This window comes from Kitasatospora sp. NPDC004272 (assembly GCF_053603035.1).
The window spans coordinates 1-16,283 of sequence record NZ_JBSGET010000032.1 but is presented as its reverse complement, the minus strand read 5'-3'; the positions used below and the strand labels follow the sequence as shown (position 1 = coordinate 16,283).

The window sequence follows — 16,283 nt, the reverse complement described above, 5'->3', positions numbered from 1 at the left end:
TTGATGGTGCAGGGCGTTCAGGCCACTTCGGCCACGGCGGCGCAACGCGGGCAGGCGCAGGCCGGCCAGCTCAGCGCCGAGACCAGCGGCAGGTGCAGGTCCTCGCCGGAGGTGCAGGAGGAGACCTGCACCCGGACCCCGTCGGGCCGCACCCGGTAGACCCGGATGGTCAACTTCGCTGCCGGGGTGGGGTATTGGGCGCGAGAGGCGCCGGAGTGCTCCAAAGACTGCTCGGTTTCCGACACTTGGCTCCTGGCCTCGCTACAGGTCCCGGTGGGACGGGTGGGTGGTTCGCCGTGGGCCGATCGCAGATAGCTGCATCAGCCACCGAAGGAGTTGCGGAACCGGCGCGCAACGCGGCGCCCACTCCGCTCCGTAGCGGTTTCGCTACCAGGGGCACCGACTGTCCCGTAGGCTTGCCTAGTCTTCAAGTTTGCAAAACCGCAAGGATGGAGGCTCGTTGAACCTCAAGCCACTGACGCCCGAAGCTTCCCCACGGGACGCCTTCGGTGCTGAACTCCGAAGTGCACGTGATGAGTTGGGAATCTCGCAGGACGAGTTGGCCATGCGGACCGGCTACTCGCCGGGGCACATCTCCTCCGTGGAAACCGGCCGCAAGCCGCCGACTTTGCCTCTTGCACGAAAAGTTGACCAAGCACTCGGCGCCGGAACGAAGTTCGTGAACCTCGCCCAGGGCGTGCGCGCGAACAGCATGCTCCGGGGGTTCAGTCACTACGTGCCCTTCGAGGCGAAGGCCATCGAAATCCGAGTGTTCGAGATCGGCACCATCCCGGGCCTGCTCCAGACCGACGCGTACACCGCCGAACTGGTCGCCGCCTCCATCGCCCGGGGAGCCGCCACCGAAGCCGCGTCCAACGATTGGCTCCGGGTCATGGCTCAACGCAAGAAGCTGCTCACCCGCGAGTCACCCCCGAATCTCTACGTGATCATCGACGAGAGCTGCATCCGGCGTCCGATCGGCGGGCCCGAAGGCATGGCGGCCCAACTCGACCACCTGCTCGAAGTCTCCGCCTTGCCGCACGTGACGCTCCAGGTCGCGCCGTACTCCCTGGGTGCCAACCGGGGCTTGAACCTGCCGGCCTACCTGCTCCAACTCCCGGACCGCTCCGTGGCCGCGTACAGCGAGGCCGCCCACGAGAGGCTGTTCGAACGCGACCCCGCGGCCATCCGGCCCCTGCTCACCGCTTACTACCACCTCCAGGTGGAAGCACTGAGCCAGGAGGCATCCCGAGCGTTCATCCGGAAGGTGCGAGAGGAACTACTGGCGACCGCCGCCCAGTAGTTCAAGTCCGGCTACAGCCGCACCGGCACGGAGACCACTGCCGGTTCCCCCCGCCTGGGGTGCTCCCACGCCTTCCTCTCCAGCGTCCTGGCGGGCGACTTCGGCGCCGTCTGACCGCACCCCGCCGCACGAAGCCCGGGCCCTTCCCCCGTGAGGGCCCGGGCTCTCGTGTTCAGTCCTTCACCGTGATCCCCAACGCCTGGGCGAACTGCGGGGCGAGGTCCAGCAGCTGCGCCGTCGAGATGAGCGCGCCGCGCAGCCCGAGGTGCCCGTCGGGGAGGCCGAGGGCCGCCGCGCCGCGCAGGTCGGCGTTCTTCAGGGTGGCGCCGCGCAGGCGGGTCTCGTCCAGGGTGCTGCCGGGGAAGGAGACGTCGGTGAGCTTGGCGTCCGACAGGTCGACGTCCCGCAGCAGGCAGTCCTCGAAGACCACGTCGCGCAGCACCGCGCCGCGCAGGTTGACCGCCTCCAGCTTGCACTGGCGGAAGACCGTGCGCCGGATCGCCGAGCCGTACGCCGAGATGCCCGCGAACACGCTGCCCTCGACCTCGGTGTCCTGCCACTCGCTCTCCGCCAGGTCGACGCCGACCAGCCGGGCCCCCTGCACCCAGACCTCGTTGAACCCGGCCCGCCGCAGCTTCGCCTCCTCGATCCGCACCCCGGTGAACGCGCACTCCAGGAAGTGCGCGCCGCCGAACTGGCCGGTCAGCGCCAGGTCGTCGAAGTGCACGGTGTCGTACCGCCCGTCGGGCCGCAGCGGCCCGGTGTGCCGCTGCAGCAGGTGGGCGTAGGGGAGGTCTTCGAGGCGCACGGTCAGCTCCGTTTCGCGGACAGGGTGAGGCCGGCGGCGACGGCGAGCGCCACCAGGAGCCCGGCGATCAGCACACCGGCCTCCCCGGCCAGGGTCGCAGCCAGCACCGACAGCGCGGCCAGCGGCAGGATCAGCTGGGCGGCGGCGCCGCGCTTGTGGTGCCGGGAGTGCAGGGCCCAGACGGTGAACAGGAACAGCGCGGTGGGGACGGTCACGGCGGCGGTGGCGGCCCGGGCGGAGACGTGCGCGGCGCCGATCGCGTGTTCGACGGCGACCTCCAGGCCGGCGCCGATCGCGGCGGCCGAGGCGAAGACCACGTAGTGGCCGTAACCCCAGGGCAGCGCCTGCCGGTTGCTCCGCAGGTGGTCGTGGCCGTCGCCGGCGAAGTAGATCCACCAGGCGCCGAAGCAGATCAGCAGGCCGCCGCCGGCGATGGGCAGCAGTTCGGCCACGGCCTCGTGCTCGTCCAGGGCGGTCTGGATGGCGACGGTGGCGGCGGCGACCGTCTCGCCCAGCACGATGATGGTGAACAGGCCGTAGCGCTCGACGATGTGGTGCCGGTGCCAGGGCGTCCGCTCGTCCTTCTCGGCCCAGGCCGGGACGGCCAGTTCGGCCAGCACCCCGACCGGGAACAGCGGGCTCTGCACGTCGTGCGGGAGGAACAGCAGCACCACCCAGAACACCTGCACGACGGTGATCCCGGCGGCGTACCGCAGCGCGCAGGTCCGGGCCGGGCCGCTCTCGCCGCGGGCGGCGCGCAGCCACTGGGTGACCATGGCCAGCCGCATCAGCACGTACCCGGCGACGGCGAGGGTGAAGTCCTGGTCCTCGAAGATCCGCGGGACGCCGGCCGCGAGCACCAGCACGCCGGTGATCTGCACCAGGGTGGTGAGCCGGTAGGGGACGTCGTCGACGTCGTACGCGGAGGCGAACCAGGTGAAGTTCATCCAGGCCCACCAGACGGCGAAGAAGGCCATGCCGTAGCCGGTCAGTGCGTGGGCGATCCGTCCCTCGGCCAGGGCGTGGGCCAACTCCCGGCCCGCCTGGGAGATGGCGACCACGAAGCACAGGTCGAAGAACAACTCCAGCGGGGTGGAGACCCGGTGGGACTCGTCCCGGTCGCGGGCCAGCATCCGGCGGACCGGGCGGTAGGGGTCGGGGGCGGCGCTCATCACTCTGCCTTCGGGGCGGGCCGCGCGCGGGAGGGGGCGGGCGCGGGCGGGGAGTTGGTCACCGGGGATCCTGGCAGCCGGGGGCGGGCCGCGCACGGACCGGCTACGGCACGCCGATTGTCCCGGTTCCATCCGATTTGATTAATCGTCAGGCAGAGTTGACGCCGCAGTGCGCGATCCGGGTGACAACTTGGGCTACTTCGGCGCGTGTTGCGTTGATTGTCCCGTCTGTCCGAATTCGACCGATAGATTCCTTCCCGGATGGACGGACGACGAGGGCGCTTCGCGGGCAACGCGGAAGGTCAAGGACGAGGGTGGACACGGGACCGGCTCCCGTGGACCGCAGGACCCGAACTCCTCGTGATCACCGCGCTGCCCGACAGCGCCGCCCGGCGTCCGGTTGGCGCCCCGCACCACGGACGGTCCGGCCGGCGGGACGAACGTCCTGCCGGATCGGGTCCTTCCCGCCCTGCCCCGCGCCCGGACCCCGGGCGTACCGTTCGGACAAGGAGAGCCCACTCGCCCACGCTGAGGGGAGCGCCGCCGCCATGCACCGCACCGACCCGGCCCGCACCGTCGAACTGGGCACGCCGGACGGCCGCTGGATCGCCGTCTGCGACGCCCGCGAACTGGAACTGGAGCCTGACACCGGCACCGCCGTACTGCTGCCCGGCGGCGACCAGGCCGCGGTCTTCCGCACCGCGTCCGGCGAACTGCTCGCGGTCGGCAACCGGGACCCGTTCGCCGACGCCTGGGTGATCGCCGACGGCATCACCGGCAGCGTGGACGGCGCGCCCACCGTCTCCTCGCCCCTGCACCAGCGCCTGTTCGACCTGCGCACCGGCACCTGCCTGGACGACCCGTCCCGGGCGCTGCCGGTGTGGCCGGTCCGGCTGCGCCCCGCCGACTGACGGGGCCACGACATTCGCACGGCCGGTCGGGCTAGCCCGGCTCGCCGCCGCCCGCCCCCGCACGGTGTGATGACCGCATGCGTACAGTCGTGCACCGAGGGCAGCGGGGGCGGACGTGAACTGGGTCGACGTCGTGATCTTGGTCGGCACGCTGGTGTGCACCGCGGCGGGGATGCTGCTGGTGCAGAAGTACGCCTCCGTTCCGGCCCGGGAGAACTGCAACGACGTGGCCGGGTTCATCTTCGCCGCGGTGGGCGCGTTCTACGCGGTGCTGGTGGCGTTCGTGGTGATCGCGGTCTGGGAGAACACCTCGACCGCGAAGGCCACCACCTTCGACGAGGCGGACGAGCTGGCCGGGGTGTACTGGATGGCCCGGCAGATGCCGCTGCCGCAGGGCGCGGTGCTGGAGGGGCTGACGCTGGACTACGCGCACGCCGTGGTGAACACCGAGTGGGCGGAGATGGCCGACCACCACAGCGACCCGACGGCGACCGCGCTGATGTACAAGATCCGCGAGAGCGCGCTCGCCTTCGACCCGCAGGGCGACCAGCAGTCGGCGATCTACCAGAACGTGATCCAGCACGTGGACGGCCTGGCCAGCAAGCGCCGGGCCCGGCTGAACCTGATCGCCGACTGCGTGCCGCCGCTGCTGTGGGCGTCGCTGGTGGCCGGCGCGATCGTCACGATCGCCTTCACCTTCCTGTTCGGCCTCTCCAACACCTGGGCGCACCTGGTGATGGTGCTCAGCCTGGCCGGGCTGATCGCGCTGTCGCTGATCGCGATCAAGGAGATGAACTACCCGTTCGACGGGGCGAACGCGGTGAAGCCGACCGCGTTCCAGGTGTTCCTGAACCGGCTGCCGCCGCCGCGCTGAGCGACCCTGCGTGTCCGGCCCGTCACGATTTCGGCGGACGGGCCGGGGCGTGTAGTGTTTCCCGGGTCAGCAGGCGCCGCTAGCTCAGTTGGTTAGAGCAGCTGACTCTTAATCAGCGGGTCCGGGGTTCGAGTCCCTGGCGGCGCACCGACGGTCGAGAGCCTCCCTCCGGGGAGGCTCTCGGCGTTTCCCGTGATTTTCTCCGGGGTTCCGGGTTCCGGGTTCCGGGTTTCGATCCGGAGAAGCCGGTTTCACCGCAGGTCGGGGAGCGTGTAGTGTTCTCCTCGTCAGACAGGCGCCGCTAGCTCAGTTGGTTAGAGCAGCTGACTCTTAATCAGCGGGTCCGGGGTTCGAGTCCCTGGCGGCGCACCGACAGCGAAAGGCCCCCCTTCACCGGGGGGCCTTTCGCGTTTCCCGGCCCGGTCGCCATGTCCCTTGCGCGGCACGCTCGTTGAGCAGAGGGGAGGATGTGAAGCTAAGCGGTATTTAAAGATCGTCTTAGGAGAAATGGGACATAGGTCCCTAACATCTGACAAGTCGATCAGTCAGGCTGGCGAGGTTCACGCCGTCGCCCGAGCGAGCAGCCCGTCCGGGGCCTGCGGGAAGGCTTCCGTTGCCTCGAAAGCCCCGTGAACGGAAGAAGCGAACCGGCTGGCGCCGGCTGATACCCACCTGGCGCATCACGCTGCTCGGGCTGGCCGCGTCCCTGCTGCTGGGGGTCGGGCTGTTCGCCCTGGGCATCGCCCTGGTGAAGGTGCCGGACGCGCACGCCACCGCCACCGCCCAGTCCAACACCTGGCTGTACTCGGACGGCTCGGTGCTGGCCCGCACCGGCCAGACCAACCGGCAGAACGTCGCCCTGGACAAGGTCTCCCCCGAGGCGCAGCACGCCGCGCTGGCCGCCGAGGACCGCAACTTCTACTCGGAGGGCGCGGTCAACCTCAAGGGCATGGCCCGGGCCGCGTTCAACACCGCGTCCGGCGGCAGCACCCAGGGCGGCTCGACGATCACCCAGCAGTACGTGAAGAACGCCTACCTCAACCAGAAGCAGACGGTCAGCCGGAAGGTGAAGGAGGTCTTCATCGCGATCAAGGTCGACGCGACCCTGAGCAAGGACGAGATCCTCTCCTCCTACCTGAACACCTCGTACTACGGGCGCGGCGCGTACGGCATCCAGGCCGCCGCGCAGGCGTACTTCGGGGTGGACGCGAGCCAGCTGACCGCCGCGCAGGGCGCCTACCTGGCGACGCTGCTGAACGCGCCGAGCGCCTTCGACGTGTCCTCGGCGAGCGAGGCCGGCAAGCAGCGGGCGATGGCGCGCTGGAACTACGTGCTGGACGGCATGGTCGCCAAGAAGTGGCTGGGCGCCGAGGAGCGGCAGCAGACCGCCTTCCCGGAGGTGCTGGCGCCGAAGTCCGCGCCCGGCCTGTCCGGGCAGGCCGGGTACCTGGTGGCCGCGGCGACCTCGTACCTCACCGACCGGGGCATCGTCTCGGACGCGCAGCTCGCCCAGGGCGGCTACACCATCACGCTGACCGTCGACTCGAAGAAGCAGCAGCAGCTGCAGGACGCGGTGCAGGCCCAGCTGACCGCCAACCTCAAGCCGGACAGCCGCAAGGTCGACGCGGCGGCGCAGGCCGGCGCGGTGTCGGTGGACCCGAAGACCGGGCAGGTGCTGGCGCTGTACGGCGGCTCGGACGCCACCAAGCACTGGATCGACAACGCCACCCGCACCGACTACCAGGCGGGCTCCACCTTCAAGGCGATCGCGCTGGCGGCCGCCCTGGACTCCGGGGCGCGCACCCAGTCCGGCGAGCGGATCACCGCCGGCACCGTGTACGACGGCACCAACCGGCGGCCGGTGCGCGGCGCGAAGGGCACCCCGTACGCGCCGCCGAACGAGGGCGAGCACTCGTACGGGCAGATCACCCTGCAGCAGGCCACCGACTGGTCGGTGAACTCGGTGTTCGCGCAGCTCGCCCAGGACACCGGGCTGGAGAAGGTCCGCGCCACCGCGGTGGCGCTCGGCCTGCCCGAGGACACGCCGGACCTCAAGGCGCTCGCCTCGATCCCGCTGGGCACGTCCACGCCGAGCGCGCTGGACCTGGCCGGGGTGTACGCCACCCTGGACAACGACGGGCAGCAGATCACCCCGTGGCTGGTGAAGGGCCTGGAGCTGGGCGGCGAGCAGGTCGCGCTGCCCGAGCACAAGGCGACCCAGGCGATCTCCAAGGACGCCGCCCGGTCCACCACCGCGATCCTCCAGGGCGTCATCGACGACCAGGGCGGCACCGGCTACCGGGCCGCCGCGCTGAACCGCCCGGCCGCGGGCAAGACCGGCACCACGGACGAGTCCCGGTCGGTCTGGTTCGCCGGGTACACCCCCGAACTGGTCACCGTGGTCGGCCTGTTCGGGCAGGAGCCGAGCACCGGCAAGCAGGTCAGCCTGGACGGCGTCGGCGGCACCGGCAGCGCGGCGGGCGGCAAGTACCCGGCGCAGATCTGGACGGCGTACATGAAGGCGGCACTGGCCGGGCAGCCGGTCAGCGACTTCGCCGGGCCGACCCGGGCCCCGGCCGCGAGCACCCCGTCCAGCACGCCGAGCCCCTCCGCGTCGCCCAGCGACAGCCCGTCCCCGACGGACGGCGCCAGCGCCTCGCCGTCCCCGTCCGCCGAGGACGTCCGGCCCTCCCGTTCGGCCACCCCCCGGCCCAGCGGCAGCGCCAGCACCGGCACCGGTACCGGCGAGGACGAGCGGCAGCCCTCGCGCACCCCGTCCGCCCGGCCCAGCGGCGGGGCCAGCCGCACTCCGGCGGGCAGTGCCGCGCCGGGCATCGGAGGGGCCGGGGGGCTGCTCGGCGACCAGTAGCGAACCGCGGGTTCGCGCCTTACGGCGGAGGGGTCCGGGCTGGCACAATGCGGCGATGCGCAGCAGCCCGGACCCCTCCGCCGTTCCCGTCGACGCCCCGCCGGCAGCGGCACCGGCTCCCGCACCGGCCGCGGCCGGTCGGCGGGCCGCTCCGCTCGGGCTGGGGCTGGCGCTGGTGTCGGCGGTCGCCTTCGGGGGGTCGGGCACGGCCGCCAAGCCGCTGATCGAGGCCGGGCTCTCCCCCGCCCACACCGTGTGGCTGCGGGTCGCCGGGGCCGCGCTGGTGCTGCTGCCGGTGGCCTGGCGGCACCGGGACGCGGTGCGGCAGCGGCCCGGGGTGCTGCTCGGCTTCGGCCTGCTGGCGGTGGCGGGCGTGCAGGCGTGCTACTTCGCGGCGATCTCGCGGATCCCGGTCGGGGTCGCCCTCCTGATCGAGTACCTGGGCCCGCCGCTGCTGATCGCCTACGTCCGGCTGGTCCAGCGGCGGCCGGTCTCCCGGCGGGCGACGGCCGGGGCGGCCGTGGCGGTGGCCGGGCTGGCCTGCGTGGTCGAGGTCTGGAACGGCCTGTCCTTCGACGCCCCGGGCGTGCTGTTCGCGCTGGGCGCGGCCTGCTGCCAGGTCGGCTACTTCGTGCTCGCCGACGCCGGCCGCCGCGGCGAGCGCCCGCTCGCCCCGCTGGCGCTGTCCGCGCACGGCCTGCTGGTCGGCGCGGTCCTGCTCACCGCGTTCGCCCGGCCCTGGGAGGCGGACTGGTCGCTGCTCGGCGGCTCCGTCACCATGGACGGCCACCGGCTGCCCGCGCTCGTCCCCGCCCTGTGGATGGTGCTGGTGGCCACCGTCCTGGCCTACCTGACCGGCGTGGTGGCCGTCCGGCACCTCTCCCCGCCGGTCGCGGGCGTGGTCGCCAACCTGGAGGCGGTGGTCGCCACCGTGCTCGCCTGGTTCCTGCTCGGCGAGCACCTCGGCGCCCCGCAACTGGCCGGCGGCGCGCTCGTCCTGGCGGGCGCGTTCGCGGCCCAGTCGGCGGGCCGGGGGTAGCCGGTCGGGCGGACGGCCGGTTGAGTACCCGTACTCAGGTGCCTCCCGGCGGACCCGGTCAGGATGGGTCGGGTACCGACAGCGACCACGGGAGGAACAGCCATGAGGTGTGCGAGGACCCTGGGGGCGGCGGCCCTGGCAGTGTGCGCGGTGACCGGTCTCGGCGCGGGGCCGGCCGCGGCGACCGACGGCGTCTCGCTGCCCTACCCCGGACCGGACGGCCTGGTCTGGGTGGACGGCCGGGTCGGGGACGGCGGCCTGGTGTCGGGCGGGGCGTGGACGAGCCTGCCGACCGTGCTGACGGTGGCCTGCGAGGGCGGCGGCACGGTGCGGGTGACGATGGAGTCCCAGCAGGCCGAGGTCGCCGCGTTCACCGTGGACTGCCCGGTGGACACCGTCGGCGTGGGGTCCGTGACCATGGCGCCGGGCGTGGTCACCGGCTCCTTCTCGGTGTACGTCGACGCCTCCGACGACTCGATCGGCTGGGCCCTGCAGGTGGTGCAGCCGGAGTGACCGGGCGGCGCCGCCCGCCCGGGACCGGCCTCAGGAGGGCAGGGTCTCGCGGTGGGCGGCGAGGGCGGGGGCCACGGTGGTGGCGACGAACTCGGTGATCCGGTAGTCGGCGACGCCTCCCGGGACGAACGGGTCGCCGGCGGCGACCGCCTCGACGGCGGCGCGGTCGGCGGCCACCGCGAGGATCACCCCGCCGTCCCGGGGCACCTTGCGGCCGGAGGCGAGGAAGGTGCCGGCCGCGTAGTGCTGCTCCAGCCAGGCCAGGTGGGCGGGCAGCAGCGCTTCGACGCGCTCCAGCGGGGCGGTGTAGGTCAGTTCGAGGATGAACACCCGGTCATCGTACGCGGCGGGTCGCGCGGTGCGGCCGCCGCGTCGCGGCCCGGCCGGGCCGTCGGCTCAGCGCCCGCTCCAGCCGAACCAGGTGAAGTGGTCGAGCGGCCAGACCACGGCGCTGGCGGGTCCGACCAGGTCGGCGACGGGGACCGCGCCGCCGTCGGGTCCGTCCCGGTGGTAGCGGGAGTCGGCGGAGTCGCTGCGGTGGTCGCCCTCGACCCAGACGTGGTCGGCGGGGACGGTGAGCGGGCCGAAGTCGATGCCGGCGCAGGAGTCGTCGCCGGGGTGCAGGTAGGGCTCGGCGACGGTCGCGCCGTCGACGGTGAGCGTGCTGCCGTGGCAGGCGACGGTCTGGCCGCCGACCGCGATGACCCGCTTGACCAGGTAGTCGTCGCCGGGGGGCAGCAGGCCGACGGCGCTGAGGCCGGAGTGGACGGTGCGGGTGAAGGCGTTGCCGCTCTGCGGGGCGGGCGGCAGCCAGCCGCCCGGGTCCTTGAACACCACGGGTTCGCCGGGTTCCGGCTCCCAACCGGTGAGGGTGGCGAGCTTGTTGACCGCGACCCGGTCGCCGACCTGCAGGGTGTTCTCCATCGAGCCGGACGGGATGGAGAACATCTGGAACAGGCAGGTCTTGATCAGCACGGCGATGAGCAGGCCGATCGTGATCATCACGGGCAGTTCCACGTACCAGGGCCGCCGCCTGCGCGGACGTCGTTCCTGGGTGGGTTCCTCGGTCACCGCCACCGACACCGACACCGCCTCCTTGGCAAGGACAGCACGCTAACCCGAGCGGGGGGCAGCGCGAAATCCGGTCCTTACCCGGAGCAGACGCCCCGGGCGGCCGGGCCCCCCCGGGCGGGCGGGCGGATCAGGCCTCCTTGGCGATGGCCTCGTGGTGCCTGATCACCTCGGCGATGATGAAGTTGAGGAACTTCTCGGCGAACACCGGGTCGAGGTGGGCGCTGATGGCGAGTTCGCGCAGGCGGTCGATCTGGCGGCGCTCGCGGGCCGGGTCGGCGGGCGGCAGCTGGTGCTCGGCCTTGAGCCGGCCGACCTGCTGGGTGGCCTTGAAGCGCTCGGCGAGCATGTGGACGACGGCGGCGTCGATGTTGTCGATGGACTCGCGCAGGCGGGTCAGCTCGGCCCGCACGGCCTCGTCGATCCCCGCCGGGGAGGGAGTGGGCTGGTCCGTCATGTGGGATGGCTCCGATGCGGGATTACGGGTGGTCGCTCGGGCGTGGCGAACGGCCAATCTAACAGGGCGGGCAGGCCGCGTCCGCCCTGATTACCGGCCCGTTCCGGCATGTGGGACGGCGCGTGGGACGGCCGTGGGACGGCGGGCGGGGCGGCGTTCGGACGGGTGTCCGGACGAGTGTCCCGGCCGGCCCGGGCGGAGCGCGGCGCTCCGCGCGGCGTTCGCCCACCGGGGCGCGCCGCGGGCCGTAGGCTGGGCGGGCCGGGGCCGGAAGTCCGGTCTTCGGTACAGCAGTTCGACCGCTGTCCGCTTCTCATGGGAGGTACCTGATCGTGGCGACGACCCGCACCGCGCACACCGAGTGGGAGGGCAACCTGCTCGACGGCAAGGGCCTGGTGACCCTCGACTCCTCGGGCGTCGGCGAGTTCCCGGTGTCCTGGCCGTCCCGGGCCGAGGCGGCGAACGGCAAGACCAGCCCGGAGGAGCTGATCGCGGCCGCCCACTCGTCCTGCTTCTCGATGGCGCTCTCGCACGGCCTGTCCGGCGCCGGCACCCCGCCCACCAAGCTGGAGACCAAGGCCGACGTGACCTTCCAGCCGGGCACCGGCATCACCGGCATCCACCTGACCGTGGTCGGGACGGTGCCGGGCCTGGACGAGGCCGGTTTCGTGAAGGCCGCCGAGGACGCGAAGGCGAACTGCCCGGTGAGCCAGGCGCTGTCCGGCACCACCATCACGCTGTCGGCGAGCCTGGCCTGACGCCCGGTCGGCCCATCAGCCCTGCGCGCACGGTCGGTCACCTTGCGTGCGGGGCGGCGCACTCCCCCGGTGGACGCCCGCACGGCGTCCGCCGGGGGCTTCGTCGTCCGTGCCGGGCTCCCGTCCCACCCTTCGGTCAACTTCCGGGCGAATTCCCACCGAATGTAACGGGCATATCGGGATCACCCTCACCAATCACCCTGGCGGCGGTCGCGGACAGTTACACCGGCGGCCTATGATCGGCGGACGTGGCCCGAGGCCGCCGACTGCTCCCCGGCCACCGGCCGGGGCCGCCGAGCGGGCGCGGGACCGCCTGGCCGGTCGCCGTCCGTGAGGGGCGGCCGGTGCGACCAGTGGCAGCAGCGGACGGGAGCGTGCCGTGCCGGGCCGGAACCTCGGGGCCGACGCACACCACCATCGGGGTGGGCGGCCCGAAGCGCCGCGCCCGGGAACCGGACCCGCCGACCCCGCCCCGTGCGCCGTCTGCGGCGCCCCGCCGGACACCGAGGCCGAACGGCTGGCCGTCGCCCTGCGGGCCAGCGAGTCCCGGTTCCGGGCCGCGTTCTCCGACGCCGGGATCGGCATGGCGCTGATCGACCGCGACGACCTGGTGATCGAGGGCAACCCGGCGTTCGCGGCGATGCTGGGCCGCGAGCCCGCCGAGCTCCCGGGCATGCACATCCACCAGATCATCGACCCGGAGGAGCCGTCCCGCCGCCGCTACCGCGAGCTGGTGCGCGGCGAGCGCGACCGGATGCGGGCCGAGAAGCGGCTCAAGCACCGCGGCGGGCGGGAGGTCTGGGGCCGGGTCACCGTCTCGCTGATCCGCGACGGCTCCGGCGACCCCTACTACACGATGGTCATGGTCGAGGACGTCACCGAGCGGCGCCAGCTCGGCGACCGGCTGGTCTACCAGGCCACCCACGACCCGCTGACCCGGCTGCCCAACCGGACGCTGTTCTACGAGCGGCTGGAGGCCGCGTTCAAACCGGCCGGGCCGGACGGCCCGGTGCCGCCGGCCGGCGAGCACCGGATCGGGCTGTGCTACGTCGACCTGGACGGCTTCGCGGCCATCAACGAGACCCTCGGCCACCACGTCGGCGACCAGCTGCTGGTGGCCGTCGCCGCCCGGCTGGAGCACGGCTTCGCCCGCGAGCAGCGGCAGTTGGTGGCCCGGCTGGGCGGCGACGAGTTCGCCGTGCTGGTCACCGGCAGCGCCGGGCACCAGGAGCTAACCCGGCTGGCCGCCGCCCTGATGGCCGCCCTGGAGCGGCCCTTCGAGGTCGCCGGGCACCGGCTGACCGTCACCGCGTCGATCGGCGTGGTGGAGCGCCCGGTGCGCGGCTCCACGCCCACCGACCTGGTCCGCGACGCCGACTCCACGCTGTACTGGTCGAAGTCCGACGGCCGCGCCCGCTGGACGCTGTACGACCGCGACCGGGGCGCCGACCAGCTGGCCCGGCACGAGCTGGCCACCGCGCTGCGCCCGGCCGTGGAGCGCGGCGAGTTCGTCGTCGAGTACCAGCCGCTGGTCGGCCTGGCCGACGGCGCGGTGCGCGGCGCGGAGGCGCTGGTGCGCTGGCGGCACCCCCGGTACGGGCTGCTGCCGCCGAACCGGTTCATCCCGCTCGCCGAGGAGTCCGGGGCGATCGTCCAGCTGGGCAAGTGGGTGCTGGAGGAGTCCTGCCGGCAGGCCCGGCAGTGGCTGGCGGAGTTCCCCGGGCAGCCGGTGCTGGTCAGCGTGAACCTGGCGCCCCGGCAGATCTGGGACTCCGACGTGGTCGCCGACGTCGCGGACGTGCTGGCCCGCACCGGGCTGCCCGCCCACCTGCTCCAGCTGGAGATCACCGAGAGCGCGCTGCTCGGCCCCGGCGGCCGCCCGCTGCAGGCCCTGCAGGCGCTCGCCGACACGGGCGTGCGGATCGCTATCGACGACTTCGGCACCGGCTACTCCAACCTGGCCTACCTGTCCCGGCTGCCGGTGCACGCGCTCAAGCTGGACGCCACCTTCATCGAGGCGTTCCGCGAGTCCGCGCCGGGCGCGGACGGCCGCCGCCGGGCCGCCGACGAGCAGATCGTCGGCGCGATGGTGCAGTTGGCGCACGCCCTGGGCCTGACCGTGACCGCCGAGGGCATCGAGAACGCCGCCCAGGCCGAACGGCTCCGGCAGACCGGCTGCGACACCGCCCAGGGCTGGTACTACGCCCGCCCTGGCGGCCCCGAGGTGATCGCCGCGATACTCCGTGATCAACCGCGCCGGTAGGCGCGGGCTTTCCGGTGCGGAGGGGATCAGGACTGATGGAACGCGTGGGCGCGGTGCTCGGCGACGGGGTGAAGGTGGTCTCCGAGGTCTCGATGTCGGGCGGCCTGTACAACGCCGCCCGGATGCTCGAACTCACCGACGGGCGGCGGCTGGTGCTCAAGTGCGCGCCGCCGCCCGGCACGCCCGGCCTGGCGCACGAGCGCGGACTGCTGGGCACCGAGCGGCTGTTCCACGCGCTGGCCGCGGACGCCGGGCTGACCGTGCCGCAGGTGCTGCACCACGACCCGGACGGGGACGCCGGGACCCGCGAGTGGCTGCTGCTCAGCTACGTGGAGGGCACCACCTGGGACAGCCTGCGCGAGCAGCTCACCGACGCCGACCGGGCCCGGCTGCGCCGCTCGCTGGGCGCCTGGGCCGCCGGGGTGGCCCGGGCCACCGGGGAGCGCTACGGCTACCCGCAGGCCGAGCCGGGCCTGTCGGCCGGCGACTGGCCCGCCGCGTTCGCCGCGATGTTCGGCGCGCTGCTCGCCGACGCCGACCGCTACGGCGTCGAACTGCCCGCCCCCGTCGAGGAGTTGCGCGCCCTGCCGGAGCGCTTCGCGGCCGCCCTGGCGGAGGTCCGCCGCCCCGCCCTGGTGCACTTCGACGCCTGGGAGGGCAACCTGCTGCTCACCCCCGGCCCGGACGGCGCCTGGGAGCTGACCGGGGTGATCGACGGCGAGCGGGCCTTCTTCGGCGACCCGCTGGCCGAGCTGGTCGGCCTGGACCCGCTCGGCGCGGCCGAGCTGGACGAGGACTTCGTCTCCGGCTACCGCTCGGTCGACCCGGCCTTCGCGGTGGACGACGCCGGGCGGGCCCGGCTCGCGCTGTACCGGACCTACCTGGCGCTGATCATGCGGATCGAGTCCGCACCCCGGGCCTACACCGGCGACTTCGCCGACTGGGTGCGGACCTGGTCCGCCGAGCGGGTCACCGAGCAGCTCGCCGTCCTGGACGCGCTCAGCCCGCGGCCGTGAGGCCGTACGCCTCGGCGATCAGGCCGTAGGACGCCAGCCGGTTCTCGTGCCCGTGGATGTGCGAGGTGACCATCAGCTCGTCCGCCCCGGTGCGCCGCCGCAGCGCCTCCAGGCCCTCGGCGACCTCCGCCGGGGTGCCGAGCACCACGTTCGCCAGCCAGGACTCCAGGAAGTCCTCCTCGGCGGGCGTGTAGGCGTGCGCGGCGGCCTCCTCCGGCGTCGGGATCGGCCCGGGGCGGCCCTGCCGCAGCCGCAGCATGCCCAGGGCCGCTGACCGGGCCAGCCACAGCGCCCGCTCCCGGCTCTCGGCCGCCACCGCGCTGACCCCGATCAGCGCGTACGGCTCCTCCAGCACCTCGGACGGGGTGAAGCCCTCCCGGTACAGGTCGAGCGCGGGGACGGTGTTGGCGGCGCTGAAGTGGTGCGCGAACGCGAACGGGTAGCCGAGCCGGGCGGCCAGCTGGGCGCTGAAGCCGGAGGAGCCGAGCAGCCACAGCGGCGGGCGGGAGGCCGAGCGGGGCACCGCCTCCAGCCGGGCGTACGGGTGGCCGGGCGGGAAGTCGCCGTCCAGGAAGTGCCGCAGTTCGGCGAGCTGGCGCGGGAAGTCCTCGGCGCCGTCGGCCAGGCCGCGGCGCAGTGCCCGGGCGGTGCCCTGGTCGGTGCCGGGGGCGCGGCCCAGGCCCAGGTCGATCCGGCCCGGGTGCAGCGCCTCCAGCAGGCCGAACTGCTCGGCGATCGCCAGCGGGGCGTGGTTGGGCAGCATCACGCCGCCGGAGCCGAGGCGCAGCGTCGTGGTGTGCGCGCCGAGGTGGGCGAGCAGGACGGCGGGCACCGAGGAGGCGACGCCGGGCATGCCGTGGTGCTCGGCCACCCAGAACCGGTGGTAGCCCCAGCCCTCGGCGGCCCGGGCCAGCTCGGTGGTGGCGGCGAGCGCCTCGCCCGCGGTGTGGCCGGCGCCGACGGTGGCCAGGTCCAGGATGGACAGCGGGGCGGGGGCGCGGCCCGCGGCCCGGCCGCGGACGGCGTCGGGGGCGCTGCCCGGGACGGTTTCGGGGGCGGTCGGCTCCGGTGCGGTGCTCATGCGGTGCGTCCTCCTGCTGCCCGGCCGGGTGCCGGGCGTTCGTGGGAGCACAACCCCCGCGCCGCCCGACCTGTTCCCGCCGCCCGTTCGAAGCGGACCAGGTACGGCGGTTCGCCGTCGGTGCCGCGCACCTCGACGATCTCACCCC

At 73.5% G+C, this 16,283-nt stretch carries 17 protein-coding genes and 2 tRNA genes; 11 read left to right on the top strand and 8 right to left on the bottom strand.

All coding sequences use genetic code 11. The features are described from left to right. Positions 1-17: 17 nt before the first annotated feature. Complete coding sequence (locus ACWEO5_RS12890) at positions 18-173, bottom strand: hypothetical protein (RefSeq protein WP_452162446.1); 156 nt, start codon at positions 171-173, stop codon at positions 18-20. Between the two features lie 287 nt (positions 174-460). Here ACWEO5_RS12890 and ACWEO5_RS12885 point away from each other — a divergent pair, with 287 nt between their 5' ends. Next, the gene (locus ACWEO5_RS12885; RefSeq protein WP_452162445.1) at positions 461-1,303 is read left to right on the top strand and encodes a helix-turn-helix domain-containing protein; all 843 of its coding nucleotides are present in this window, start codon (positions 461-463) and stop codon (positions 1,301-1,303) included. A gap of 172 nt (positions 1,304-1,475) precedes the next feature. On the opposite strand, the gene ACWEO5_RS12880 is transcribed toward ACWEO5_RS12885, so the two are convergent. After that, entirely contained in the window at positions 1,476-2,111 is a 636-nt protein-coding gene (locus ACWEO5_RS12880; protein WP_452162444.1) for a pentapeptide repeat-containing protein, read from the bottom strand. 2 nt (positions 2,112-2,113) lie between these two features. Beyond that, on the bottom strand, positions 2,114-3,283 hold the full coding sequence (locus ACWEO5_RS12875; protein WP_452162443.1) for a low temperature requirement protein A: 1,170 nt from the start codon (positions 3,281-3,283) through the stop codon (positions 2,114-2,116). Between the two features lie 548 nt (positions 3,284-3,831). Here ACWEO5_RS12875 and nirD point away from each other — a divergent pair. From nirD to ACWEO5_RS12840, 7 genes are all read left to right on the top strand, one after another. Next, complete coding sequence (gene nirD / locus ACWEO5_RS12870) at positions 3,832-4,194, top strand: nitrite reductase small subunit NirD (RefSeq protein WP_452162442.1); 363 nt, start codon at positions 3,832-3,834, stop codon at positions 4,192-4,194. 115 nt (positions 4,195-4,309) lie between these two features. Then, positions 4,310-5,068 carry a bestrophin-like domain gene (locus ACWEO5_RS12865; RefSeq protein ID WP_452162441.1) on the top strand — a complete coding sequence of 253 codons (759 nt, stop codon included), beginning with the start codon at positions 4,310-4,312 and terminating at the stop codon, positions 5,066-5,068. Between the two features lie 73 nt (positions 5,069-5,141). Continuing rightward, positions 5,142-5,215 (top strand) — tRNA-Lys (locus tag ACWEO5_RS12860). 148 nt (positions 5,216-5,363) lie between these two features. After that, positions 5,364-5,437, top strand: a tRNA-Lys gene (locus ACWEO5_RS12855). A 244-nt stretch (positions 5,438-5,681) separates the two neighbouring features. Next, positions 5,682-7,937, top strand: coding sequence for a transglycosylase domain-containing protein (locus ACWEO5_RS12850; RefSeq protein WP_452162440.1), 2,256 nt, complete (start codon positions 5,682-5,684; stop codon positions 7,935-7,937). 55 nt (positions 7,938-7,992) lie between these two features. Then, positions 7,993-8,976, top strand: coding sequence for an EamA family transporter (locus ACWEO5_RS12845; RefSeq protein ID WP_452162439.1), 984 nt, complete (start codon positions 7,993-7,995; stop codon positions 8,974-8,976). A gap of 102 nt (positions 8,977-9,078) precedes the next feature. Further along, entirely contained in the window at positions 9,079-9,489 is a 411-nt protein-coding gene (locus ACWEO5_RS12840; RefSeq protein ID WP_452162438.1) for a hypothetical protein, read from the top strand. Positions 9,490-9,519: 30 nt separating this feature from the next. On the opposite strand, the gene ACWEO5_RS12835 is transcribed toward ACWEO5_RS12840, so the two are convergent. The 3 genes from ACWEO5_RS12835 to ACWEO5_RS12825 form a co-directional block, all read right to left on the bottom strand. Further along, a complete protein-coding gene (locus ACWEO5_RS12835) occupies positions 9,520-9,819 on the bottom strand; it encodes a YciI family protein (protein ID WP_452162437.1) in 300 nt (99 codons plus the stop codon). A 66-nt stretch (positions 9,820-9,885) separates the two neighbouring features. Further along, complete coding sequence (gene lepB, locus ACWEO5_RS12830) at positions 9,886-10,572, bottom strand: signal peptidase I (RefSeq protein WP_452162436.1); 687 nt, start codon at positions 10,570-10,572, stop codon at positions 9,886-9,888. Between the two features lie 118 nt (positions 10,573-10,690). Then, the gene (locus tag ACWEO5_RS12825) at positions 10,691-11,017 is read right to left on the bottom strand and encodes a chorismate mutase (RefSeq protein WP_452162435.1); all 327 of its coding nucleotides are present in this window, start codon (positions 11,015-11,017) and stop codon (positions 10,691-10,693) included. 332 nt (positions 11,018-11,349) lie between these two features. On the opposite strand from ACWEO5_RS12825, the gene ACWEO5_RS12820 reads away from it, so the two are divergent. The 3 genes from ACWEO5_RS12820 to ACWEO5_RS12810 all read left to right on the top strand — a co-directional run bounded on the left by ACWEO5_RS12820 (position 11,350) and on the right by ACWEO5_RS12810 (position 15,054). Then, positions 11,350-11,775: an OsmC family protein gene (locus ACWEO5_RS12820; RefSeq protein WP_452162434.1), complete on the top strand. Its 426-nt coding sequence runs from the start codon at positions 11,350-11,352 to the stop codon at positions 11,773-11,775. 379 nt (positions 11,776-12,154) lie between these two features. Next, positions 12,155-14,038 (top strand): putative bifunctional diguanylate cyclase/phosphodiesterase, encoded by a 1,884-nt coding sequence (locus tag ACWEO5_RS12815; RefSeq protein ID WP_452162433.1) that lies wholly within the window; start codon positions 12,155-12,157, stop codon positions 14,036-14,038. A gap of 35 nt (positions 14,039-14,073) precedes the next feature. After that, positions 14,074-15,054 (top strand): phosphotransferase family protein, encoded by a 981-nt coding sequence (locus ACWEO5_RS12810; RefSeq protein WP_452162432.1) that lies wholly within the window; start codon positions 14,074-14,076, stop codon positions 15,052-15,054. Here the strand turns inward: ACWEO5_RS12810 and ACWEO5_RS12805 are convergent. Together ACWEO5_RS12805 and ACWEO5_RS12800 are read right to left on the bottom strand one after the other, a co-directional pair. After that, positions 15,038-16,135 carry an LLM class flavin-dependent oxidoreductase gene (locus tag ACWEO5_RS12805; protein WP_452162431.1) on the bottom strand — a complete coding sequence of 366 codons (1,098 nt, stop codon included), beginning with the start codon at positions 16,133-16,135 and terminating at the stop codon, positions 15,038-15,040. The genes ACWEO5_RS12810 and ACWEO5_RS12805 overlap by 17 nt on opposite strands. Further along, complete coding sequence (locus ACWEO5_RS12800) at positions 16,132-16,266, bottom strand: hypothetical protein (protein ID WP_452162480.1); 135 nt, start codon at positions 16,264-16,266, stop codon at positions 16,132-16,134. Before ACWEO5_RS12800 ends, ACWEO5_RS12805 begins: the two co-directional genes overlap by 4 nt. Between the last annotated feature and the right edge of the window lie 17 nt (positions 16,267-16,283).